We start from the raw sequence: 22,320 nt of genomic DNA, 5'->3' as shown, positions 1-22,320 counted from the left end.
GGCGGACGGTCGTGTGTCGGCTCGTCAGATCGGAGGTGTCAGAGGGCGGAGCCGGCCTTCCAGTCCTCCCAGGACATGTTCCAGCCGTTGAGCCCGTTGTCCGGGGCGATGTGCTTGTCCGGCGAGTTCTTCACCACGACGACGTCGCCGAGGAGCGAGTTGTCGAAGAACCAGGCACCGTCCTGGCCCGGGTCGTTCGCGCCCTTGACGTCGTTCAGGCCCACGCAGCCGTGGCTGGTGTTGACGTTGCCGAAGACCGAGTCGGCGCCCCAGTAGTTGCCGTGTATGAAGGTGCCGGACGTCGACAGGCGCATGGCGTGCGGCACGTCGGGGATGTCGTACTCGCCCTTGCCGTCGTCGTCGGTGAAGCCGACGGTGGCGCCGTTCATCCGGGTCTCCTTGAACTTCTCGGAGATCACCATCTGGCCGTTGTACGTCGGGGTCTCGGGAGCACCCGCCGAGATCTTGATGGTCCTGATGGTCTTGCCGTCCCGGACGACCTTCATCGTCTTGGCCTTCACGTCGACCGTGCTGACCTGGGCGCGGCCGACGGTGAAGCTGATGCTCTTGTTCTGGACGCCGGTGATGCCCTCCGCGCCCTCCACGCCGTCGAGCTTGAGGTCGACGGTGACCTTGGAGCCGGCCTTCCAGTACTCCTGGGGACGGAAGTCCAGCCGCGTGTCGCTGAACCAGTGGCCCACGATCTCCTGACCGCTGGTCGAGTTCACCTCGATCGCGGCCTGCACGGCCTTCTTGTTGGTGATCCCCTTGTCGAAGTTGATCGAGACCGGCATGCCGACGCCCACGGTCGAGCCGTCCTCGGGCGTGAAGTAGCCGATGAAGCTGTTGTCGGGCGAGACCGTGGTGAAGGTGGCGTTCTCGTGCACCTCACGCCCCTTGGAGTCCTTGGCCTCCGCGGAGATCGTGTACTGGGTGGCGCGCTCGAGCTGGCCGTTCGGCTTCCAGGTGGTGCCGTCGGCCGACAGCTCGCCCTCCACCTCCTGCCCCGTGGCGGTGGCCTTCATCGTCACCGTGGTGAGCTTGCCGCCCTTCACGGTGACCTTGGCGGCGTGAATGCTGGTGTTGTCCTCACCGTTCTTGGGGGTGATGACTATTCGGGCGTCGGAGGCCTCCTCGGCCGCCGCCCTGTCCACCTGGGACTGCCCCTTGTCCGGCTTGTCACCGGCGTCGGACCCGCCGTCGCCGTCCCCCCCGCACGCCGACAGGGTGAGTACCCCACTGAGCAACGCGGCCACCGCCGCGACGCTCCTGCGGCGCTTGCCGTCCGTCATCACACGCTTCTCCATCCGCTTACGAACCTCTGGCTCCCGATCCGCGTCCCACGCCGTCGGTGGGGGAAACGGGATGTCCAACCCCACAGCCGCAGTAAGAGAACGCTCAGGAGCTGTGACCCGTTCCACCCAGGGTAAGACTGTGGGGTAAGACACCCGTTCCCGGTCAGGGGTTGCAGCAACGAACGGGATTTCCCCCCGCGGCTCCTGACCGTCGTCGGGCGCTCACCGCGGGGCGGCGCCCGGGTGCGTCCCACAACTTTTCACACATCGGCTCCCGTACGGGGCGATGTGACCGGAATCGCAGATCACCGGACGGACCCGGGCGGACGGCGGATTGACGGCGCACGGCGGCGGACCACCGGCGCGCGGCGGGGGAGCGACCGTGGCCCGGGCCGCCCTTCCCGCCGTCCCGTACCGTGGCTAGCATCGTTCCCCGCACCGCCGATTCGCTGTTCCGAGGGGGCTCTTCGTGCGAGCACACCGCCGACCGCTGGTGACCACCGCCGTCGCGGGCGGCCTCCTGTGCGGCCTGTGGTTCGTACCGTCCGCGAACGCCACCGGTGACGGCGCTCCCGCCCGGGCCGAGGTCTCGCAGACCCAGCCGCAGGTCCACACCCCGTCGCAGACCCGGCCGCAGTCCCCGGAGCAGGCCCGGTTCCAGGCGCGGGCGACCGCGTCCGGGGGCGGGACCGACCTGGCCGACACCGGCAGCTTCGACACCACGCCGTACCTGGTGGGCGGCCTCGGCTTCCTGTGCGCGGGCACCGCCCTGGTGGCCCACGCGCGCATCCGCTCCGGCCGCGCCGCCCTCACGCCAGCGGCCCGGTGACGGTCTCGGCCGCCGCCACCAGTCCTCCGCCGCGCACGAACGCCTCCGCCGCCGCCAACTCCGGCGCCAGGTAGCGGTCCTCCCCCGGCCCGGCCAGTCCCGCCTCGCGCGCCGCGGCCAGCACGGCCCGGGTGGCGGGCGCCGGGGTCAGCCCGTCGGCGGCGCGCAGCTCGACCGCGCGGGCCGCGGCACACAGTTCGACGGCCAGTACGCGGCCCAGGTTGTCGACGGCGGTGCGCAGCTTGCGGGCGGCCGACCAGCCCATCGAGACGTGGTCCTCCTGCATCGCCGAGGACGGGACCGAGTCCACCGACGCCGGGACCGCGAGCCGCTTCATCTCGCTGACCAGGGCGGCCTGGGTGTACTGCGCGATCATCAGGCCCGAGTCCACGCCCGCGTCGCCCGCCAGGAAGGGCGGCAGCCCGTGCGAGCGGTTGCGGTCCAGCAGCCGGTCGGTGCGGCGCTCGGCGATGGACGCCAGGTCGGCGGCGGCGATGGCGAGGAAGTCCAGCACGTAGCCGACGGGCGCGCCGTGGAAGTTCCCGTTGGACTCCACCCTCCCGTCGGGGAGCACCACGGGGTTGTCCACGGCCGCCGCCAGCTCCCGCTCGGCGACGGTACGGGCGTGCGCCAGGGTGTCGCGGCCCGCGCCGGCGACCTGGGGGGCGCAGCGCACGGAGTAGGCGTCCTGCACGCGCGGGGCGTCGTCCTGGTGGTGGCCGGTGAGCCCGGACCCCTGAAGGATCTTCAGCATGTTGGCGGCGGACGCGGCCTGACCGGGGTGCGGGCGGATGGCGTGCAGCTCGGGCGCGAGCACCCGGTCCGTCCCCAGCAGCGCCTCCAGGGTGAGGGCGGCGGTGACGTCGGCGGCGGTGAACAGCCGGGCGAGGTCGGCGCAGGCGAGCACCAGCATGCCGAGCATGCCGTCGGTGCCGTTGATCAGGGCCAGGCCCTCCTTCTCCCGCAGCTCGACGGGGGACAGGCCGTGCTCGGCCAGCAGCTCGGCCGCCGGGCGCACCGTCCCGTCGGGCCCCTCGGCCTCGCCCTCGCCCATCAGGGCCAGCGCGCAGTGCGACAGCGGTGCCAGGTCGCCGGAGCAGCCGAGCGAGCCGTACTCGTGGACGACGGGGGTGATCCGCGCGTTGAGCAGGCCGGCCATGGCGCGGGCGACCTCGGGCCGTACGCCGGTGTGCCCGGAGGCGAGGGTCTTCAGCCGCAGGAACATCAGCGCCCGCACCACCTCGCGCTCCACGCGCGGCCCCATTCCGGCGGCGTGCGAGCGGACGATGTTGCGCTGGAGCCTCACGCGCAGGTCGGTGGGGATGTGGCGGACGGCGAGGGCACCGAAGCCGGTGGAGACGCCGTAGACGGGGTCGGGCTTGGCGGCCAGGTCGTCGATGGTGCGCCGGGCGGCGGCGAGGGCGTCGAGCGCCTGCGCCGACAGCTCGACGCGCGCCAGGCCGCGGGCGACGGCGACGACGTCCTCGGCGGTGGTGCCGGAGGGTCCGACCACTACGCGGTGCTGCATATCCATATTCAGGAACACTAAAGAGTGAATCGAGTTCTGTCACGGTCCGGGGACGTGACCGCCGGCCGCGGGCCCCGCCCACCGGAGCCCCCGCGGCCGCCGGGGGCCGGGCGTCACGCGTCCAGGCCGCGGATGCGGCGGCGCTCGCCGGAGAGGCCGGCCGCCTCCGCCTCGTCCGCGAGGCGGACCACCGGATCCTCCCCGCGCTCCCGGCCCGCGTCCTCTCCGCCCTCCCGGCCCGCCACCACCGGTTTGGCGGTACGGGCGGCCTTCGCGCGGTACTGGGCGGCGTCGGCGAGGCGGAACAGCCGGCGGGCCGAGGGGACCGGTCCTATCGGATCGCCCGTGGAGGCCACCCCGCAGGCCACCCCCTGGCCCGTCTCCAGCTCGGCCGCCCGGCGGCAGACCTCGTCCGCGACCCGGACCACCTCGTCCGCCGACGGCCCCACCGCCAGCAGGCAGAACTCGTCCCCGCCCAGCCGGGCGGCCAGGGTGTCCGGGAGCATCGCGCCGCACAGCGACAGCACCGAGGCGAAACGTTCCAGCAGCCGGTCGCCCGCCTCGTGGCCCAGGTGGTCGTTGACCGTCTTGAGCCCGTTGACGTCGCAGACCAGCAGGCTCACCACCGTCCCGTCCGCGCGGTGCCGCTCCAGGGCCTCGTCCAGGCGCGCGTCCACCGCGCGCCGGTTCGCCAGTCCGGTGAGGGGGTCGGTGAAGGCCAGCCGCCGCACCTCCTCCAGGCGCTCGGTCTGGGCTATCCCGGCCGCGATCACCGACGCCAGCACGGTGGCGAAGTCGGCGTCGGCACGGCCGAAGACCAGTTGCCCGTGCTCCCGCGCCACGTACAGCTCGCCCCACGCCCGTCCGTGCAGCACGATCGGGGCGACCACGCAGCAGCCCCGTCCGCGGCGGCGCAGCGCGGCCGTGCGCCGGGCGTTCGGCGGCCTCCGTCCGCCCCCCGTGCCGTCCCGCACGTCCTCCTGCGCGCCGTCCGCCGTCTCCACCCAGGCGCGCGGCTCGCCGCCGCCCGCCCAGCGCCGGTGCAGGACCTCGGTGATCTCCGGGAAGTCGTGGACCGGGTACGACTCGTCCTCGGGGAACTCCTCCTCGTCCCCGTGCCGCTTGCCCGTGTTCACCAGCACCCGCAGCCGTCCGCGCTCGCGCTCCCAGACGGAGACGGCCGCGAAGGCCCCGTCCATCGCGACCCGCGCGCCCTCGGCGGCGGCGTGGGCGACGTCGCGCAGGGTGGGGGCGTCGGCCATCGCCTGCGCCAGTGCCACCACGGCCCGCAGCCGCGCGTCGTCACCCATGCCGTACCCAACTCATACGTCCCAGGTTATGGGCCTTCCTCCCGATGCGCCGATCGGCTCACTCCCCGGGCCAGCGCGGGGCCCGCTTCTCGTTGAAGGCGGCCACCCCCTCGGCGCGGTCGCCGGAGAACGCCACCGTGCGCCAGGCCGCGTCCTCCACCTCCAGGCCGGCGCGCAGGTCCATGCCCCAGCCGGTGCGCAGCGCCCGCTTGGCCGCCCGCAGGCCCACCGGGGAGTTGGCGGCGATGCGCCGGGCCAGCGCCAGCGCCTCGGCGCGGTCCTCGCCCTCGGCCACCAGGTGGTCGATCAGGCCCAGCTCGCGGGCCTCGGCGGCCTCCACCCGCCGCGCGGTGAAGATCAGCTCCGCGGCGCGGGCCGCGCCCACCCGGCGCGGCAGCAGTTGCGTGCCGCCGCCGCCGGGGATCACCCCGACGGACACCTCCGGCAGGCCGACCACGGCGGTGCGGTCGGCGACGATCAGGTCGCAGGACAGGGCCAGCTCGAAGCCGCCGCCGAGCGCGTACCCGTGCACGGCGGCGATCGTGGGCACCGGCAGCTCCAGCACCCCGGTGTAGGCGGCGCGGGCGTACGGCCGCTGCCGCGCCAGGTCCGCGTCGCTGAAGGAGTTCCGCTCCTTGAGGTCGGCGCCCACGCAGAAGGCCCGCTCGTGGGTGGAGCTGAGCACCACGGCCCGCACGTCCCGGTCGGCGGCGAGCGCGGCGCACGCCTCGCCGATGCGGCGGGCCAGCTCGGTGGAGACGGCGTTCATCGCCTTCGGCCGGTCCAGCACCAGCTCGGCGACGTGCGTGTCCGCCTCCCGCCGCACGCCGACCCACTCGCCGTACCGCTCCTCGCTCACACCGCCGCTCGCGCCGCCGTTCACGTCACCGTTCACGTCGTTCACGTCGTTCACGCAGCCCTTCCGGTTAACGATCGCTCACTGGTGTAGAGCGCATCATGCCATCCCCCCGCCCGACGGGGCAGGGGCCGAAGGGCCGGTACCGGGGGCGGGGGGCCGGAAAACAGGACGGGAACCAGGACGGATCAGGACGTGCGGCGGGCCAGCAGCCACGGCTCGATGACGCCGAGCCCGCGCACCGGCCGCTGGTAGAGGGGCTGGAGCACGAAGCGGTACGCCGTGATGTCGTCGGTCTCCTTCTCCGACTCCGGCGCGGCCCCCGCCTCGATCAGCTCCGCGCGCAGCGCCTCGTCGATCAGCACCGCGTCCTTGGGCGCTATCGAGGTCAGCCGGCTGGCCAGGTTCACCGTGTTGCCGAAGACGTCCCCCATCCGCGTGGTGACGGTGCCGAAGGCCATGCCCACGCGCAGCTCCGGCATGGTCGGGTCGTTGGCCAGGGTCTCGATCAGCCGCAGGCCGATCTCGGCCGCCGTGCCCGCGTCGTCGGCGACGTAGAGCACCTCGTCGCCCAGGGTCTTGATCAGCCGCCCGCCGTGCGCGGCGACCAGGTCGGCGGCCGTGGTCTCGAACGCCTCGACCAGCTCGCCCAGCTCCTCCTCCTCCAGCCGCCGGGTCAGCCGGGTGAAGCCCACCAGGTCGGCGAAGGCGACCGCGAGGCGCCGGTCCACCATCTCCTCGTCGTCCGCCGCCTGCACCACCCGTCCGGTGGCGGCGGCGAGCTGCCGGCGCCAGACGTACACCAGGAACTCCTGGAGTTCGGGCAGCAGCAGCTCCACCAGCGGGTACGCCACCTCGGTGCGGGTCATCCCCGGCTCGGGCGGCTCGGTCAGGCCCTCCAGGAAGGAGTCGATCTGCCACTCCGCCAGCCGTGCGGTCGTCTGCCCGGTGGAGCGCGCCACCTGGACCGCCATCGCCTCGCTGAGCAGCCCGGCCTCCACCAGGCCCGCCAGCCGCCGCAACGCGATCACGTCGGCCTCGGTCAGCGCCCGGGCCTGGCCGATGTCGGCGAACCCCATGGCGCGCCAGAAGCGGGCCGCCAGCTCCATCGGGACGTCGGCGGCGCGGGCCGCCTGGAAGGGGGTGTAGCGCCGCTCGGCACCCAGGATCAGCTGCTCGATGCGGAGTGCGAGGGGGTCCTCCTCGGTATGGGCCGCGGCCTCCTCGGCCGTCGGCTCTTCGGCTGGGGTGCCCGAGTCGTCCACTGCCCTTCCGATCCACTCACTGCCGCCGCGCCCGCCGCGCTGGGTCGAGTCAACGATACGGCAGGTGTGCCCTGGCTCACTCTCCCGGCGACTCCTGCGGCGGCCGGTCCGGCGACGTCCCGGAGGCGGGCCTGAGGTGCACGATGTCGCCCGCGTCCACCGGCTGCTGCACCCCCTCGCCGCTCGCCAGGACCAGCCGCCCGTCGCCGTCCACCGCGACCGCCTCGCCCAGCAGCTCGCGGTCGCCGGGCAGCAGGGCGCGCACCCGCCTGCCGAGCGTGGCGCATCCGGCGGTGTACGCCTCCCGCACCCGGCTCGCCTCCGGGTCGCCGTCCGCCGCGCGCCAGCGGCCGTACCACTCCTCCAGCGAGCGGAGCACCGAGCGCAGCAGCGGGTCGCGGTCGGTGCCGGACGCGCCCGCCAGCACCAGCGAGCCGGCCGTGGGCACCGGCAGCTCCTCCGCGCGCAGCGAGACGTTGAGCCCGATGCCGAGCACCACGCAGGCGGCCCCGCCGGGCCGCGCGACCCGCTCGGCGAGGATGCCGCCGACCTTGCGCTCCTCGCCCCGGTACCGCACCAGGACGTCGTTGGGCCACTTCAGCGCCGTGTCCACCCCGGCGGTGCGGGCCAGGGCGCCGGCCGTGGCGATCCCGGCGAGCAGCGGCAGCCAGCCCCAGCGCGCGGCGGGCACGTCCGGGGCGAGCAGCACCGAGAAGAACAGTCCCGAGCGGGGCGGCGCCGTCCAGGCCCGCTCCAGCCGCCCGCGGCCGGCGGTCTGCTGCTCGGCGACCAGCACCGCGCCCGGCGCCGCCTCGCCCCGGGCCGCCCGCGCGGCCAGGTCGGTGTTGGTGGAACCGGTGCTGGCGACCACCTCCAGGGAGGTCCACAGGGATCCGGGCCGCAGCAGCGCGCGGCGCAGCGCGGCGGCGCTCAGGGGCGGCCGCTCCAGGTCGGACCAGGGATGGTCCGAGGGGTCCTTCGGTGTCATGCAAGACAGACTAGGTGTGGCAAACACCGCACCGACGGAGCACTCCGCCGCCGATACGCTACGAACCGGTAGCCCGACGTTCACGACGAGGAGCGGCAGCCCGTGTCCGGACAGCAGAGCCCAGCCCCCGAGGAACAGCAGCGCCACACCACCGCGGGCAAGCTCGCGGACCTGCGGCGGCGCGTCGAGGAGGCCACCCACGCGGGTTCGGCGCGCGCCGTGGAGAAGCAGCACGCCAAGGGCAAGCTGACAGCCCGCGAACGGATCGCGCTGCTGCTGGACGAGGGGTCCTTCACCGAGCTGGACGAGTTCGCCCGCCACCGCTCGACCAACTTCGGGCTGGAGGAGAACCGCCCGTACGGCGACGGCGTCGTCACCGGCTACGGCACGGTGGACGGGCGTCCGGTGGCCGTCTTCTCCCAGGACTTCACCGTCTTCGGCGGCGCGCTGGGCGAGGTCTTCGGCCAGAAGATCGCCAAGGTGATGGACTTCGCGCTGAAGACCGGCTGCCCGGTCATCGGCATCAACGACTCCGGCGGCGCCCGCATCCAGGAGGGCGTGGCCTCCCTCGGCGCGTACGGCGAGATCTTCCGCCGCAACACCCACGCCTCCGGCGTGATCCCGCAGATCTCGCTGGTGATGGGCCCGTGCGCGGGCGGCGCGGTCTACTCCCCGGCGATCACCGACTTCACCGTGATGGTCGACCAGACCTCGCACATGTTCATCACCGGCCCGGACGTCATCAAGACGGTCACCGGCGAGGACGTCGGCTTCGAGGAGCTGGGCGGCGCCCGCACCCACAACGCCACCTCCGGCGTCGCGCACTACATGGCCGCCGACGAGAAGGACGCCATCGAGTACGTCAAGGCGCTGCTGTCGTACCTGCCGTCCAACAACCTCTCCGAGCCGCCCGCCTTCCCCGAGGAGGCGGACCTGGAGGTCACGGACGCCGACCGCGAGCTGGACACGCTGATCCCGGACTCGGCCAACCAGCCGTACGACATGCACACCGTGATCGAGCACGTGCTGGACGACGGCGAGTTCCTGGAGACCCAGCCGCTGTTCGCACCGAACATCATCACCGGCTTCGGACGGGTGGAGGGCCACCCGGTCGGAGTCGTGGCCAACCAGCCGATGCAGTTCGCCGGCTGCCTGGACATCGACGCGTCCGAGAAGGCCGCGCGCTTCGTGCGGACCTGCGACGCGTTCAACGTGCCGGTGCTGACCTTCGTGGACGTGCCCGGCTTCCTGCCCGGCACCGACCAGGAGTACGGCGGCATCATCCGGCGCGGCGCCAAGCTGATCTACGCCTACGCCGAGGCGACGGTGCCGCTGATCACCGTCATCACGCGCAAGGCGTTCGGCGGCGCGTACGACGTCATGGGCTCCAAGCACCTGGGCGCGGACCTCAACTTCGCCTGGCCGACGGCCCAGATCGCGGTGATGGGCGCCCAGGGCGCGGTCAACATCCTGCACCGCAAGGCCCTGGCGGCGGCCGCCACCGACGAGGAGCGGGAGGAACTGCGGGCGAAGCTCACCGCCGAGTACGAGGACGCCCTCCTCAACCCGTATGTCGCCGCCGAGCGCGGGTACGTGGACGCGGTGGTCCTGCCGTCCGACACCCGGCGCCACATCGTGCGCGGCCTGCGCTCGCTGCGCACCAAGCGCGAGGCGCTGCCGCCGAAGAAGCACGGCAACATCCCGCTCTGACCGCCACCCGCAGCTTCCCCAGCCCCCGAGGAGACCGTGACAGTGATCAAGGTCGTACGCGGCAATCCCACCCCCGAGGAGCTGGCCGCCGCCCTGGCGGTGGTGCGGACGCGGGCGGCGGCACTGGCGGCCGCAGGGCCCGCCGAGGCCGCCGCCGGGCGCGCCTCGGAGTGGTCCGACCCGGCCCGCACCGTCCCCGGCCGCCGGCTGCCGCACCCGGGGCCGCGGGCGTGGCGGACGACGTACTGGCCCGGCTGAGGCGGACAGGCACCGGCCCGGCCCCGAGCGGCCCGGGCGCCTGAGTACGCGTACTCAGGCGCCCGGGCCGCCCGTCGCGCAGGATCGGTGTCATGCTCTGGTCCGACCCGGCCGACGAACCCCCCGAGGAGCTGCGCGCCGCCCAGGCCAGGCTCCGCCGCGCCGGCTGGCTGCTCGCCGTGTCCATGGTCGTGGTCTTCCTGCTGCTGTGACCGCCCTGCCACGACCGCCGACCGCCGCCGCGAGCCGCCGCGGCCCTTCCTAGGATGGGCCGCATGGCCCACGACACCACTTCCGGCGCCGCGTCCGGCCGCCGCCGTCTCGTCCTCGCCTCCCAGTCCCCCGCCCGGCTCGGGCTGCTGCGCCAGGCCGGTCTGGCCCCCGAGGTGATCGTCAGCGGGGTGGACGAGGACGCCATCAGCGCCCCCACACCGGCCGAGCTGGCCCAGCGCCTGGCCGAGGCGAAGGCGGAGACCGTCGCGGGACGGCCCGAGGCCGCCGGCGCGCTCGTCATCGGCTGCGACTCGGTGCTGGAGCTGGACGGGCAGCCGCTGGGCAAGCCCGCGGACGCCGAGGAGGCCACCGCCCGCTGGAAGGCCATGCGCGGGCGCACGGGCGTCCTGGTCACCGGGCACTGCGTCATCGACACGGCCGCCGGCCGCCGCGCCTGTGCGACCGCCGCCACGGCCGTCCGCTTCGGCGAGCCCAGCGACGCGGAGATCGCCGCCTACGTGGCCAGCGGCGAACCGCTGCACGTCGCGGGCGCCTTCACCCTCGACGGCCGGTCCGCGCCCTTCGTCGACGGCATCGACGGCGACCCCGGCACCGTCATCGGGCTCTCGCTGCCGCTGCTGCGCCGCCTGCTGGCCGAGCTGGGCGTGGGGATCACGGAGCTGTGGACCTGACCGGCGGCCGGCCCGGGGCCGTACGGAGCAACGGCGCGCCGTTGCGCGGCTGACGGGCGTCCGTGTCCTCCGGCCCGGGGCCGCCCGTCGCCGCGGCATCCGCGGACGGTGTCCTTCCGCGTCGTGTCCGGGCGGCGGCACGCGTGTTACCAGCGGGTAAGGCCAGAAGAGGGAATTCGCGCTCCGGCAAAGTTTCGCCCCGCCGTTCGTAGGAAGTCCACAAAGGAACGGGGAGATCCGCACCCCGCCCCGACAGTAACCTTGGCCACATCCGGGATGTCCCACCAGGACGGAAGACCCGGCGTACCGTGTACTCACAAGGGATTTGAGCCTCCCACGAGTTCTCGGGGTCACAATCCGTGTGGGCAAGCTCACCACCCAGGGCGACTCGGCGTGCGATGTCGCCGATACCTAAACTCACCTTGTTTCAAGGAGGGAGTCATCGTGCGCAAGGTGCTCATCGCCAATCGCGGTGAAATCGCTGTCCGCGTCGCCCGTGCCTGCCGGGACGCCGGAATCGCGAGCGTGGCCGTCTACGCCGATCCGGACCGGGACGCACTGCACGTCCGGGTGGCGGACGAGGCTTTCGCCCTGGGCGGTGACACCCCCGCCACCAGCTACCTGGACATCGCCAAGGTCCTCAAGGCCGCCGCCGACTCCGGCGCGGACGCGGTCCACCCCGGCTACGGCTTCCTGTCGGAGAACGCCGAGTTCGCCCAGGCCGTCATCGACGCCGGGCTGATCTGGATCGGCCCGCCTCCGCACGCCATCCGGGCGCTGGGCGACAAGGTCGCCGCCCGGCACATCGCCCAGCGGGCCGGCGCCCCCCTGGTGGCGGGTACCCCGGACCCGGTCTCGGGTGCCGAGGAGGTCATCGCCTTCGCCGAGGAACACGGCCTGCCGATCGCCATCAAGGCCGCCTTCGGCGGCGGCGGGCGCGGTCTGAAGGTCGCCCGCACCATGGAGGAGATCCCGGAGCTGTACGAGTCGGCCGTCCGCGAGGCGGTGGCCGCCTTCGGCCGCGGCGAGTGCTTCGTGGAGCGCTACCTGGACCGGCCGCGGCACGTGGAGACCCAGTGCCTGGCCGACAAGCACGGCAACGTGGTGGTGGTCTCCACCCGTGACTGCTCCCTCCAGCGGCGCCACCAGAAGCTAGTGGAGGAGGCGCCCGCGCCGTTCCTGACGCCCGAGCAGAACGCCGAGCTGTACCGCGCGTCCAAGGCCATCCTGAAGGAGGCGGGCTACGAGGGCGCGGGCACCTGCGAGTTCCTGGTCGGCCAGGACGGCACCATCTCCTTCCTGGAGGTCAACACCCGCCTCCAGGTGGAGCACCCGGTGACCGAGGAGGTCACCGGCATCGACCTGGTGCGCGAGATGTTCCGCATCGCCGACGGCGAGGAGCTGGGCTACGACGACCCGCCGCTGCGCGGTCACTCGTTCGAGTTCCGCATCAACGGCGAGGACGCGGGCCGCAACTTCCTCCCGGCCCCCGGCACCGTGACGACGTTCGCCCCGCCGTCGGGTCCGGGCGTGCGGCTGGACGCGGGCGTGGAGTCCGGGTCCGTCATCGGCCCCGCCTGGGACTCGCTGCTGGCCAAGCTGATCGTCACCGGCGCCACCCGGCAGCAGGCCCTCCAGCGCGCCGCCCGCGCCCTGGAGGAGTTCCGGGTCGAGGGCATGGCCACGGTCCTGCCCTTCCACCGCAAGGTGGTGCGCGACCCGGCCTTCGCGCCGGAGGTAAACGGCCGTCCCGAGGGGCCGTTCGACGTCCACACCCGGTGGATCGAGACCGAGTTCGTCAACGACATCAAGCCGTTCGCCGGTCCCGCCGAGGCCGAGGCGGAGGAGGACGAGCCCGGCCGGGAGACCGTGGTGGTCGAGGTCGGCGGCAAGCGCCTGGAGGTCTCCCTGCCCGCCTCGCTGGGCATGACGCTGGCCCGCACCGCCGCGGCCGGCGGCGCCCGTCCCAAGCGGCGCGCGGCCCGGAAGTCCGGCCCGGCCGTCACCGGCGACACCCTGGCCTCCCCGATGCAGGGCACCATCGTGAAGATCGCGGTGGAGGAGGGCCAGCAGGTCGCCGAGGGTGACCTGGTCGTCGTCCTGGAGGCGATGAAGATGGAGCAGCCCATCACCGCGCACAAGGCCGGCACCATCAAGGGGCTGACCGCCGACATCGGCGCGAGCATCAGCTCCGGCGCCGCCATCTGCGAGATCAAGGACTGACCCGGGCGGCACACGGGGCGGGGCGGCCGTACGGCCGCCCCGCCCCCTTTTTTCCGCAACTCTCTCCCCGCCGGGCGCAGCAGAGCGCCGGAGCGGCGCGTCAGGGGCGCCGCTGGGTCAGGTCGGTCGCCCGGCCCGCCGTCTGCCCCTCGCCCGGCGCGGCCGGGGGAGCCGCGCGCAACTGCGCCCCGCCACCGCCGCCCGGCGGGTGCTGGCGGCGCTGCCCCGGCAGGGGGACCTCGCGGCGGGGCTGCCGCACCGGTGCGCCCGCGCCCCCCGCCGCCGTGCCCTCGCCCTCCGGGCCGCCGTGCTGCGCCGTACCCGCCGCCGTGCCGTGCGGCGCGCCCTGCGCCGTGCCGTGGCCCGCGGCCACCGAGACCTGCACGCCCAGGTCCGCCAGCGCCTGGAGCTCGGCCGCCGCCCGTTCCTCCTGCGGCGGCGGCTCGTCAGTCACCAGACGGGCGATGAGGTCCGGGGGCACCGTCTGGAACATCGTGTCGACGCCCAGCTTGGTGTGGTCCGCGAGGACGACGACCTCCGCGGCGGCCTGGACCAGGGCCCGGTCCACGCTCGCCGAGAGCATGTTGGAGGTGGACAGGCCGCGCTCGGCCGTCAGCCCGCTGCCGGACAGGAAGGCGCGCGAGACCCGCAGCCCCTGCAGGGCCTGCTCGGCGCCGCTGCCGACCAGCGCGTAGTTGGAACCGCGCAGCGTGCCGCCGGTCATGACCACCTCGACGCGGTTGGCGTGCGCCAGCGCCTGCGCCACCAGCAGGGAGTTGGTGACCACCGTCAGGCCCGGGACGCGCGCCAGGCGCCGGGCCAGCTCCTGGGTGGTCGTCCCCGCCCCGACGACGATGGCCTCGCCCTCCTGGACGAGGCCCGCGGCCAGATCGGCGATGGCCGCCTTCTCCGCGGTCGCCAGGTGGGCCTTCTGGGGGAAGCCGGACTCCCGGGTGAAGCCGCCGGGCAGCACCGCGCCTCCGTGGCGGCGGTCGAGCAGCCCTTCGGCCTCCAGCGCCCGGACGTCGCGCCGTACGGTCACTTCGGAGGTCTGGACGACGCGTGCGAGTTCCCGGAGGGAGACCGCTCCGTTGGCGCGCACCATTTCGAGGATCAGTTGGCGACGTTCTGCAGCGAACACGAAACTGACAGTAACGCGAGCGACCGTCTGCTTTCAGCTCTTTCCGCTGAATAACGGAAGTTGTTCGTAGGCGCGCCCCTGCCGTGGTATACGCGACCGCTCCGGCGAACCGGGCGCCGGTCAGCCCTCCTCGGCGGCCTTCCGCGTCTGGAGCTGCCGCGCCACCTCGGCGATCGAACCCGACAGGGAGGGATAGACCGTGAACGTGTTCGCGATCTGTTCGACCGTCAGATTGTTGTCGACCGCTATCGAAATCGGATGGATCAGCTCGCTCGCGCGCGGCGCCACCACCACGCCGCCGACCACGATGCCCGTGCCGGGGCGGCAGAACAGCTTCACGAAACCGTCCCGGATGCCCTGCATCTTCGCGCGCGGGTTGCGCAGCAGCGGCAGCTTGACGGCGCGGGCGTCGATCCGGCCGCTGTCCACGTCGGCCTGCGAGTAGCCGACGGTGGCGATCTCCGGGTCGGTGAAGACGTTCGCCGAGACCGTCTTGAGGTTCAGCGGCGCCACCGGCTCGCCCAGGAAGTGGTACATCGCGATGCGGCCCTGCATCGCGGCGACCGAGGCGAGCGCGAGGACGCCCGTGCAGTCGCCGGCCGCGTAGACGCCGGGGGCGCTGGTGCGGGAGACCCGGTCCGTCTTGATGTGGCCGGACTCCTTCAGCTTGACCCCGGCCTCCTCCAGGCCGATGCCCGAGGTGTTCGGGACGGCTCCGACGGCCATCAGGCAGTGGCTGCCGGTGATGACCCGGCCGTCCGAGAGGGTGACCTCCACCCGGTCCCCGACGCGCTTGGCCGAGGCCGCCCGGGAGCGGGACATCACGTTCATGCCGCGGCGGCGGAAGACGTCCTCCAGCACCGCGGCCGCGTCCGGGTCCTCGCCGGGCAGCACGCGGTCGCGCGAGGAGACCAGCGTCACCCGGGAGCCCAGCGCCTGGTAGGCGCCCGCGAACTCGGCGCCGGTGACGCCGGAGCCGACCACGATCAGCTCCTCGGGCTGCTCCTCCAGGTCGTACACCTGGGTCCAGTTCAGGATGCGCTCGCCGTCCGGCCGGGCGTCGGGCAGCTCGCGCGGCTTGCCGCCGGTCGCGATCAGCACGGCGTCGGCGGTCAGCCGCTCCTCGCCGCCGTCCGCCAGCTCCACGGCGACCCGGCGCGTGCCGTCCGGCGCCTGGTGCGGCTCCAGGCGGCCCCGGCCGCGCAGCACGCGTGCGCCGGCCCGGGTGACGGAGGCGGTGATGTCGTGCGACTGGGCGAGCGCGAGGCGCTTGACGCGCCGGTTGACCCTGCCGAGGTCCACGCCGACGACCCGGGCGGGGCGCTCCGGGTCGGGGGTGCCGTCCTCGACGATGATGCCGAGCTCCTCGTAGGAGGAGTCGAAGTTCGTCATCACCTCGGCCGTGGCGATCAGCGTCTTGGACGGAACGCAGTCGGTCAGCACCGATGCCCCGCCCAGCCCGTCGCGGTCGACGACGGTCACTTCCGCTCCGAGCTGGGCGGCCACCAGCGCCGCCTCGTAGCCGCCCGGTCCACCACCGATGATCACGATCCGAGTCACGTTCTCCAGTCTCGCACGCCCCCTCCGCGCACCGCCCACCACCCGCCGGGCCGGTGCGGCGGCTTCCCCGGGGCGCGGACGCGGGGCCCGCTAACCTCGTCGCATGTCGCTCTACGCCGCATACGCCGGAAACCTCGACGCCCGGCTGATGTCCCGTCGCGCCCCGCACTCCCCCCTGCGCGGCACCGGGTGGCTCACCGGGTGGCGGCTCACCTTCGGCGGCGAGCACATGGGCTGGGAGGGGTCGCTGGCGACCATCGTCGAGGCGCCGCTGTCCACGGTCTTCGTGGCGCTGTACGACATCGCGCCCATGGACGAGGACTCCATGGACCGCTGGGAGGGCGTGGGCATGGGCATCTACCGCCGCACCCGGGTGCGGGTGCACACCCTGGACGGCGACGAGGCGGCGTGGTGCTACGTGCTGAACGGGTACGAGGGCGGGCTGCCCTCGGCCCGCTACCTGGGGGAGATCGCCGACGCGGCGGAGTCCGCCGGAGCCCCCCACGACTACGTGACGGAGCTGCGCAAGCGCCCCTGCTGAAACCCCCGCCGGCATCCCCCGGCGGCCCTCGCCGTCCGGAGAGAAGCCCACCTCCCCCGGCCGTCTACGCGCGTAGGCAATTACCGGCTACCCTCATCGGCGTGAACGCATCTGCCACCACGGACTACTCAGGCGACCCGTACGCCGCCGCCGACGCCGCAGCGACCCGCCTGCGCGAACTGACCGGCGCGCAGAGCCATGACGTCGCCCTGGTCATGGGCTCGGGCTGGGTGCCCGCCGCCGACGCGCTCGGGGAGCCGGACCACGAGTTCCCCTTCACCGACCTGCCCGGCTTCCCCCCGCCGATGGTGGCGGGGCACGCCGGGAAGATCCGCTCCCACCGCGTCGGCGACAAGCGGGCGCTGGTCTTCCTCGGCCGCACGCACCTGTACGAGGGCCGTGGTGTCGCGCCCGTCGTCCACGGCATCCGCACCGCCGTGGCCGCCGGCTGCAAGACCGTCGTGCTGACCAACGGCTGCGGCGGCCTCCGCCCGGGGATGCGTCCCGGCCAGCCGGTCCTCATCCGGGACCACATCAACCTGACCGGCGTCTCGCCGATCGTCGGCGCCCGGTTCGTCGACCTGACCGACCTCTACTCGCCGCGGCTGCGCACGCTGTGCCAGGAGGTGGACGACACCCTGGAGGAGGGCGTCTACGTCCAGCTCCCCGGCCCGCACTACGAGACGCCCGCCGAGATCGGCATGCTCCGGGCGATCGGCGGCGACCTGGTGGGCATGTCCACCGTCCTGGAGGCGATCGCCGCCCGCGAGGCGGGCGCGGAGGTGCTGGGCATCTCCCTGGTCACCAACCTGGCCGCGGGCATGACGGGCGAGCCGCTGAACCACGAGGAGGTCCTCCAGGCGGGCCGCGACTCGGCCGCCCGGATGGGTTCCCTCCTGGCCCGGGTCCTCGGGCGCGTCTGACCCGGCGCCCGGGAGGCCCCACCGCGGACGGCCACCACGGACACCCGCCACGGACAGCCGAGCGCGGGCGGGGTCCGGGGGCGTCCCGGGTAGGCGTGGGTGGGAGGTTCCGCGCCCGCCCGGCGCGGAAGTGCAGTGAAGCGGGAGCGGCGCCCGGCGCCGTCCGCGAGGCGACACGCGAGAGACGGAGAGAACCGTGGCAACCGTGCACGAGGATCTGACCGCGCGGGCGCGGTCCTGGCTGGCCGAGGACCCGGACCCGCAGACCCGGGAGGAACTGGCCGGACTCGTCGAGGCCAGGGATCTCGACGAGCTGGCCGACCGGTTCTCCGGCACCCTCCGGTTCGGCACCGCGGGGCTGCGCGGGGAGCTGGGCGCCGGACCGATGCGGATGAACCGCGTGGTGGTCATCCGGGCCGCCGCCGGGCTCGCGGCGTACCTCCGCAAGAACGGGCACGACGGCGGCCTGGTGGTCGTCGGGTACGACGCCCGCCGCAAGAGCGCCGACTTCGCGCGCGACACCGCCGCCGTGATGGTCGGCGCCGGGCTCCGGGCGGCCCTGCTGCCCCGGCCCCTGCCCACCCCCGTGCTGGCCTTCGCCATCCGGCACCTGGGCGCCGTCGCGGGCGTCATGGTCACCGCCAGCCACAACCCGCCGCGCGACAACGGCTACAAGGTGTACCTGGGCGGGGGCTCCCAGATCGTGCCGCCGGCCGACGCCGGGATCGCCGACGAGATCGCCTCGATCGGCTCGCTCGCCGACGTCCCGCGCGCCGACTCCGGCTGGGACGTCCTCGGCGAGGAGGTCGTCGACGCCTACCTGGACCGGGCGGTCACGGTCCTCACCCCGCGCTCCCCCCGGAACGTGCGGGTCGTCCACACCGCCCTGCACGGCGTCGGCGGCGCCACGCTCGCCGCGGCCTTCGAACGCGCGGGCTTCCCCGCCCCGGTCGCCGTCGCCGAGCAGGCCGAGCCCGACCCCGACTTCCCCACCGTCGCCTTCCCCAACCCCGAGGAGCCCGGGGCGATGGACCTGGCCTTCGCCACGGCCCGCGCCCACCAGGCCGACGGCATCGACCTGATCATCGCCAACGACCCCGACGCCGACCGCTGCGCGGTGGCGGTGCCCGACCCCGGCACCGACGCGGGCTGGCGGATGCTGCGCGGTGACGAGGTGGGGGCGCTGCTGGCCACCCACCTGGTGCACAAGCGGGCGCGGGGCGCCTTCGCCACCACGATCGTCTCGTCCTCGCTGCTGTCCAAGATCGCGGCCGAGGCGGGCGTGCCGTACGCCGAGACGCTGACCGGTTTCAAGTGGCTGGCCCGCGTGGACGGCCTGCGCTACGCCTACGAGGAGGCGCTGGGCTACTGCGTCGACCCCGAGGGCGTCCGCGACAAGGACGGCATCACGGCCGCGCTGCTCGTCGCCGAGCTGGCCGCGGAGCTGAAGGAGAGCGGCCGCACCCTGACCGAGCTGCTGGACGACCTCGCGGCGCGGTACGGGCTGCACGCCACCGACCAGCTCTCGGTGCGGGTGGCGGACCTGTCCCGCATCGACGCGGTGATGCGCCGGCTGCGGCGGACGCCGCCGGTGGCGCTGGCCGGCCTGACCGTGACCTCCGCCGAGGACCTGAGCCGGGGCGACGAGACCCTCCCGCCGACCGACGCCCTGCGCTACCGGCTGGCCGGCGACCCCCGGCAGGGGGTCGCCGGGGCGCGGATCGTGGTCCGTCCCAGCGGTACGGAGCCGAAGCTGAAGTGCTACCTGGAGGTGGTCGTCCCCGTCGCGGACGCCTCGGAGCTGGCCACGGCCCGCGCCACGGCGGACCGGGTGCTGGGAGCCCTGCGGACGGACCTCGCCGCCGCCGCGGGGATCTGATCCGGCGTGCGCCCGCGGCCCGGGGACGGTCCCGGGCCGCGGGGCTTCAGCCCAGGAGCTGCAGGAACAGCAGGGCGATCCCGCCGGCCGCCGCGGGGGCCAGGATCTCGTAGGCCCACCGGACGTCCGGGGCGCCCTGCGCCCCCTCGTCGGAGGCGTGGCGCCCGGCCAGTGTGCGGATCTCCGCCACCGCCTGGTCGGCCTGGGCCCGGTACGTCCCCTCCGGGCCCGCCGGGTGGTTGCCGGCGAACACCGAACCGGGTCCGGACAGGTTCGCCGGGGCCCGGCCGCCGCCCTGCCGAAGAGCCCTCTTGCGCTGCCGCAGCGAAACCGGGATCGCCCACATCTGGTACTTCCGGCCGGCCGCGAAGACCTCGCTGGAGTAGCCGGCCCGGACGTCCTCCACGGCCGCCCACGGCAGCGTGATCGTGCGGAACGGGTTGCGCACGCGCAGCCGCTCGCGGCCCGCGAACACCGCGGGCCGCAGGGAGAAGGCCACGATCAGCGGCGCCAGGAACAGCAGGCCGGCCAGCGCGGTCCACCGGGTGCGGCCCTCTCCGTTGAGGAGCCCGTCGCCCGCCAGCAGCAGGACGAGCAACAGCAGCAGCGAGCCTCCCACCATCGCCGAGCCGGAGCGGTAGGTGTGGTCGGCGTACCCGGTCTGCTCACGCGTCATGCCCTGATTCTGCCCGATGCCCCGGCGGGGGCATCGGAGCGGCGGGGACCGGCCGGGGACGGGCGGGCGGCGGCGGGACCTGGAGGGGATGACAGGTCGCTACGCGCGTAGATATGCTCCTCTGGTGACCATGCCTGCCACGTCTCCCAGCACACCCGCCGCGCTGGCCGACGCCACCGCGTCCGACACCGCGCTGCGCCGCTTCCTGCACGGCCTGCCCGGGGTCGACGCGGTCGGTCTCGAAGCCCGCGCCGCCCAGCTCGGCACCCGCTCGATCAAGACCACGGCGAAGGCGTACGCCATCGACCTGGCCATCTCGATGATCGACCTGACGACCCTGGAGGGCGCCGACACCCCGGGCAAGGTCCGGGCGCTGTGCGCCAAGGGCGTCAACCCCGACCCCACCGACCGCACCACCCCGAAGGTCGCCGCGATCTGCGTCTATCCGGACATGGTGGCCACCGCCCGGGAGGCGCTGGCCGCCGCCGGGGACCGGGACGTCAAGGTCGCCTCCGTCGCCACCGCCTTCCCCTCGGGCCGCGCCGACCTGCCGGTCAAGCTGGCGGACACCCGCGATGCGGTCGCCGCCGGGGCCGACGAGATCGACATGGTGATCGACCGCGGCGCCTTCCTCTCCGGCCGATACATGAAGGTCTTCGAGGAGATCAGGGCCGTGAAGGAGGCGTGCGCCCGCCCGGACGGGACCGACGCGCACCTGAAGGTCATCTTCGAGAACGGCGAGCTGGCCACGTACGACAACGTCCGCCGCGCCTCCTGGCTGGCGATGCTCGCCGGGGCGGACTTCATCAAGACCTCCACCGGCAAGGTGGCGGTCAACGCCACGCCGGCGAACACGCTGGTGATGCTGGAGGCCGTGCGCGACTTCCGCGCCGCCGGCGGACGCCAGGTCGGCGTCAAGCCCGCGGGCGGCATCCGCACCGCCAAGGACGCGATCAAGTACCTGGTGCTGGTGAACGAGACCCTCGGCGCGGACTGGCTGCACCCCGACTGGTTCCGCTTCGGCGCCTCCAGTCTCCTCAACGACCTGCTGATGCAGCGTCAGAAGCTGACCACCGGGCGCTACTCCGGCCCCGACTACGTGACGGTGGACTGATCACGATGAGCCCCATCTTCGAGTACGCACCCGCGCCCGAGTCCCGCGCGGTCGTGGACATCGCGCCCTCCTACGGCCTGTTCGTCGACGGAGAGTTCCGCGAGGCCGCCGACGGCCGGGTCTTCAAGACCGTCTCGCCGTCCACCGAGGAGGTCCTGTCGGAGGTCGCCCACGCGGGCGCCGAGGACGTGGACGCCGCCGTGGCCGCCGCCCGCCGGGCCTTCCCGTCCTGGTCGGCCCTGCCCGGCGCCGAGCGCGCCAAGTACCTGTTCCGGATCGCCCGGATCATCCAGGAGCGCTCGCGCGAGCTGGCCGTGCTGGAGACCCTGGACAACGGCAAGCCGATCCGCGAGACCCGCGACGTGGACCTGCCGCTGGTCGCCGCGCACTTCTTCTACTACGCGGGCTGGGCCGACAAGCTCGCCCACGCCGGCTTCGGCCCCGACCCCCGTCCGCTGGGCGTGGCGGGCCAGGTCATCCCGTGGAACTTCCCGCTGCTGATGCTGGCCTGGAAGGTCGCCCCGGCGCTGGCGACCGGCAACACCGTCGTCCTCAAGCCCGCCGAGACCACTCCGCTGTCCGCCCTGTTCTTCGCGGACGTCTGCCGCCAGGCCGGGCTGCCGCGGGGCGTGGTCAACATCCTCACCGGCGACGGCTCCACCGGTGCCGCGCTGGTGGCGCACGAGGGCGTCGACAAGGTCGCCTTCACCGGCTCCACCGCCGTGGGCAGGCAGATCGCCCGCACGGTCGCGGGCACGCGCAAGAGGCTCACCCTGGAGCTGGGCGGCAAGGGCGCCAACATCGTCTTCGACGACGCGCCGATCGACCAGGCCGTCGAGGGCATCGTGAACGGCATCTACTTCAACCAGGGCCAGGTCTGCTGCGCGGGCTCCCGGCTGCTGGTCCAGGAGTCGGTCCACGACGAGCTGCTGGAGGCGCTCAAGCGCCGCCTGGCGACCCTGCGGGTCGGCGACCCGCTGGACAAGAACACCGACATCGGCGCGATCAACTCGGCCGCGCAACTGGCCCGCATCCGCGAGCTGTCGGACATCGGCGCCGCCGAAGGCGCCGAGCGCTGGTCGCCGCCGTGCGAGCTGCCGGATCAGGGCTTCTGGTTCGCGCCGACGGTGTTCACCGGCGTCACCCAGGCGCACCGGATCGCCCGGGAGGAGATCTTCGGCCCGGTGCTGTCGGTGCTTACCTTCCGCACGCCGGAGGAGGCGATCGAGAAGGCCAACAACACGCCGTACGGTCTCTCCGCCGGCATCTGGTCGGAGAAGGGCTCGCTGATCCTGGCCGTGGCCGACAAGCTCCGGGCC

At 73.8% G+C, this 22,320-nt stretch carries 20 protein-coding genes; 11 read left to right on the top strand and 9 right to left on the bottom strand.

Translation table 11 applies throughout. The annotated features are described in order from the left end of the window. Nucleotides 1-38: 38 nt before the first annotated feature. A complete protein-coding gene (locus tag VE546_RS07055) occupies nucleotides 39-1,307 on the bottom strand; it encodes a L,D-transpeptidase (protein ID WP_324919686.1) in 1,269 nt (422 codons plus the stop codon). Nucleotides 1,308-1,764: 457 nt separating this feature from the next. On the opposite strand from VE546_RS07055, the gene VE546_RS07050 reads away from it, so the two are divergent. Beyond that, nucleotides 1,765-2,124, top strand: coding sequence for a hypothetical protein (locus VE546_RS07050; protein WP_324919684.1), 360 nt, complete (start codon nucleotides 1,765-1,767; stop codon nucleotides 2,122-2,124). Here VE546_RS07050 and hutH read toward each other — a convergent pair. The 5 genes from hutH to VE546_RS07025 all read right to left on the bottom strand — a co-directional run bounded on the left by hutH (nucleotide 2,105) and on the right by VE546_RS07025 (nucleotide 8,071). After that, a complete protein-coding gene (gene hutH / locus VE546_RS07045) occupies nucleotides 2,105-3,658 on the bottom strand; it encodes a histidine ammonia-lyase (RefSeq protein WP_324919683.1) in 1,554 nt (517 codons plus the stop codon). The genes VE546_RS07050 and hutH overlap by 20 nt on opposite strands. A gap of 107 nt (nucleotides 3,659-3,765) precedes the next feature. Next, nucleotides 3,766-4,962 carry a GGDEF domain-containing protein gene (locus VE546_RS07040; RefSeq protein ID WP_324919681.1) on the bottom strand — a complete coding sequence of 399 codons (1,197 nt, stop codon included), beginning with the start codon at nucleotides 4,960-4,962 and terminating at the stop codon, nucleotides 3,766-3,768. Between the two features lie 58 nt (nucleotides 4,963-5,020). Beyond that, nucleotides 5,021-5,821 (bottom strand): enoyl-CoA hydratase/isomerase family protein, encoded by an 801-nt coding sequence (locus VE546_RS07035; protein WP_324919981.1) that lies wholly within the window; start codon nucleotides 5,819-5,821, stop codon nucleotides 5,021-5,023. A gap of 185 nt (nucleotides 5,822-6,006) precedes the next feature. After that, the gene (locus VE546_RS07030; RefSeq protein ID WP_324919679.1) at nucleotides 6,007-7,083 is read right to left on the bottom strand and encodes an adenylate/guanylate cyclase domain-containing protein; all 1,077 of its coding nucleotides are present in this window, start codon (nucleotides 7,081-7,083) and stop codon (nucleotides 6,007-6,009) included. 76 nt (nucleotides 7,084-7,159) lie between these two features. Continuing rightward, nucleotides 7,160-8,071, bottom strand: coding sequence for a biotin--[acetyl-CoA-carboxylase] ligase (locus tag VE546_RS07025; protein ID WP_324919677.1), 912 nt, complete (start codon nucleotides 8,069-8,071; stop codon nucleotides 7,160-7,162). Between the two features lie 102 nt (nucleotides 8,072-8,173). On the opposite strand from VE546_RS07025, the gene VE546_RS07020 reads away from it, so the two are divergent. From VE546_RS07020 to VE546_RS07005, 5 genes are all read left to right on the top strand, one after another. Next, nucleotides 8,174-9,781 carry an acyl-CoA carboxylase subunit beta gene (locus VE546_RS07020; protein WP_324919674.1) on the top strand — a complete coding sequence of 536 codons (1,608 nt, stop codon included), beginning with the start codon at nucleotides 8,174-8,176 and terminating at the stop codon, nucleotides 9,779-9,781. 42 nt (nucleotides 9,782-9,823) lie between these two features. Beyond that, nucleotides 9,824-10,039: an acyl-CoA carboxylase subunit epsilon gene (locus VE546_RS07015; protein ID WP_324919979.1), complete on the top strand. Its 216-nt coding sequence runs from the start codon at nucleotides 9,824-9,826 to the stop codon at nucleotides 10,037-10,039. Between the two features lie 92 nt (nucleotides 10,040-10,131). Beyond that, nucleotides 10,132-10,251 carry a morphogenic membrane protein MmpB gene (gene mmpB, locus VE546_RS27955; protein WP_414720419.1) on the top strand — a complete coding sequence of 40 codons (120 nt, stop codon included), beginning with the start codon at nucleotides 10,132-10,134 and terminating at the stop codon, nucleotides 10,249-10,251. Between the two features lie 63 nt (nucleotides 10,252-10,314). Then, a complete protein-coding gene (locus tag VE546_RS07010; protein WP_324919672.1) occupies nucleotides 10,315-10,944 on the top strand; it encodes a nucleoside triphosphate pyrophosphatase in 630 nt (209 codons plus the stop codon). Between the two features lie 444 nt (nucleotides 10,945-11,388). Beyond that, a complete protein-coding gene (locus VE546_RS07005; RefSeq protein ID WP_324919670.1) occupies nucleotides 11,389-13,167 on the top strand; it encodes an acetyl/propionyl/methylcrotonyl-CoA carboxylase subunit alpha in 1,779 nt (592 codons plus the stop codon). Nucleotides 13,168-13,267: 100 nt separating this feature from the next. On the opposite strand, the gene VE546_RS07000 is transcribed toward VE546_RS07005, so the two are convergent. Both VE546_RS07000 and VE546_RS06995 read right to left on the bottom strand, forming a co-directional pair. Continuing rightward, nucleotides 13,268-14,272 (bottom strand): DeoR/GlpR family DNA-binding transcription regulator, encoded by a 1,005-nt coding sequence (locus VE546_RS07000; protein WP_414720424.1) that lies wholly within the window; start codon nucleotides 14,270-14,272, stop codon nucleotides 13,268-13,270. Between the two features lie 156 nt (nucleotides 14,273-14,428). After that, nucleotides 14,429-15,877, bottom strand: a complete 1,449-nt coding sequence (locus tag VE546_RS06995) for an NAD(P)H-quinone dehydrogenase (RefSeq protein ID WP_324919977.1) — start codon at nucleotides 15,875-15,877, stop codon at nucleotides 14,429-14,431. Between the two features lie 94 nt (nucleotides 15,878-15,971). On the opposite strand from VE546_RS06995, the gene VE546_RS06990 reads away from it, so the two are divergent. The 3 genes from VE546_RS06990 (at nucleotide 15,972) to VE546_RS06980 (ending at nucleotide 19,211) form a co-directional block, all read left to right on the top strand. Further along, nucleotides 15,972-16,409 (top strand): gamma-glutamylcyclotransferase, encoded by a 438-nt coding sequence (locus VE546_RS06990; protein WP_324919666.1) that lies wholly within the window; start codon nucleotides 15,972-15,974, stop codon nucleotides 16,407-16,409. A 101-nt stretch (nucleotides 16,410-16,510) separates the two neighbouring features. Then, a complete protein-coding gene (locus VE546_RS06985; RefSeq protein ID WP_324919664.1) occupies nucleotides 16,511-17,332 on the top strand; it encodes a purine-nucleoside phosphorylase in 822 nt (273 codons plus the stop codon). 196 nt (nucleotides 17,333-17,528) lie between these two features. Beyond that, on the top strand, nucleotides 17,529-19,211 hold the full coding sequence (locus VE546_RS06980) for a phospho-sugar mutase (RefSeq protein WP_324919662.1): 1,683 nt from the start codon (nucleotides 17,529-17,531) through the stop codon (nucleotides 19,209-19,211). 46 nt (nucleotides 19,212-19,257) lie between these two features. On the opposite strand, the gene VE546_RS06975 is transcribed toward VE546_RS06980, so the two are convergent. After that, nucleotides 19,258-19,887: a PH domain-containing protein gene (locus VE546_RS06975; protein ID WP_324919660.1), complete on the bottom strand. Its 630-nt coding sequence runs from the start codon at nucleotides 19,885-19,887 to the stop codon at nucleotides 19,258-19,260. A 130-nt stretch (nucleotides 19,888-20,017) separates the two neighbouring features. Here VE546_RS06975 and deoC point away from each other — a divergent pair, with 130 nt between their 5' ends. Next, nucleotides 20,018-21,001: a deoxyribose-phosphate aldolase gene (gene deoC / locus VE546_RS06970; RefSeq protein ID WP_324919975.1), complete on the top strand. Its 984-nt coding sequence runs from the start codon at nucleotides 20,018-20,020 to the stop codon at nucleotides 20,999-21,001. Nucleotides 21,002-21,006: 5 nt separating this feature from the next. After that, on the top strand, nucleotides 21,007-22,320 hold a 1,314-nt coding region (locus tag VE546_RS06965; RefSeq protein WP_324919658.1), incomplete at its 3' end, for an aldehyde dehydrogenase family protein.

This window comes from Streptomyces sp. (assembly GCF_035644915.1).
In the GTDB taxonomy this organism is placed as follows: domain Bacteria; phylum Actinomycetota; class Actinomycetes; order Streptomycetales; family Streptomycetaceae; genus Streptomyces.
Note: the sequence above shows the minus strand (reverse complement) of the source record. Positions and strands in the feature narration are given on the sequence as shown.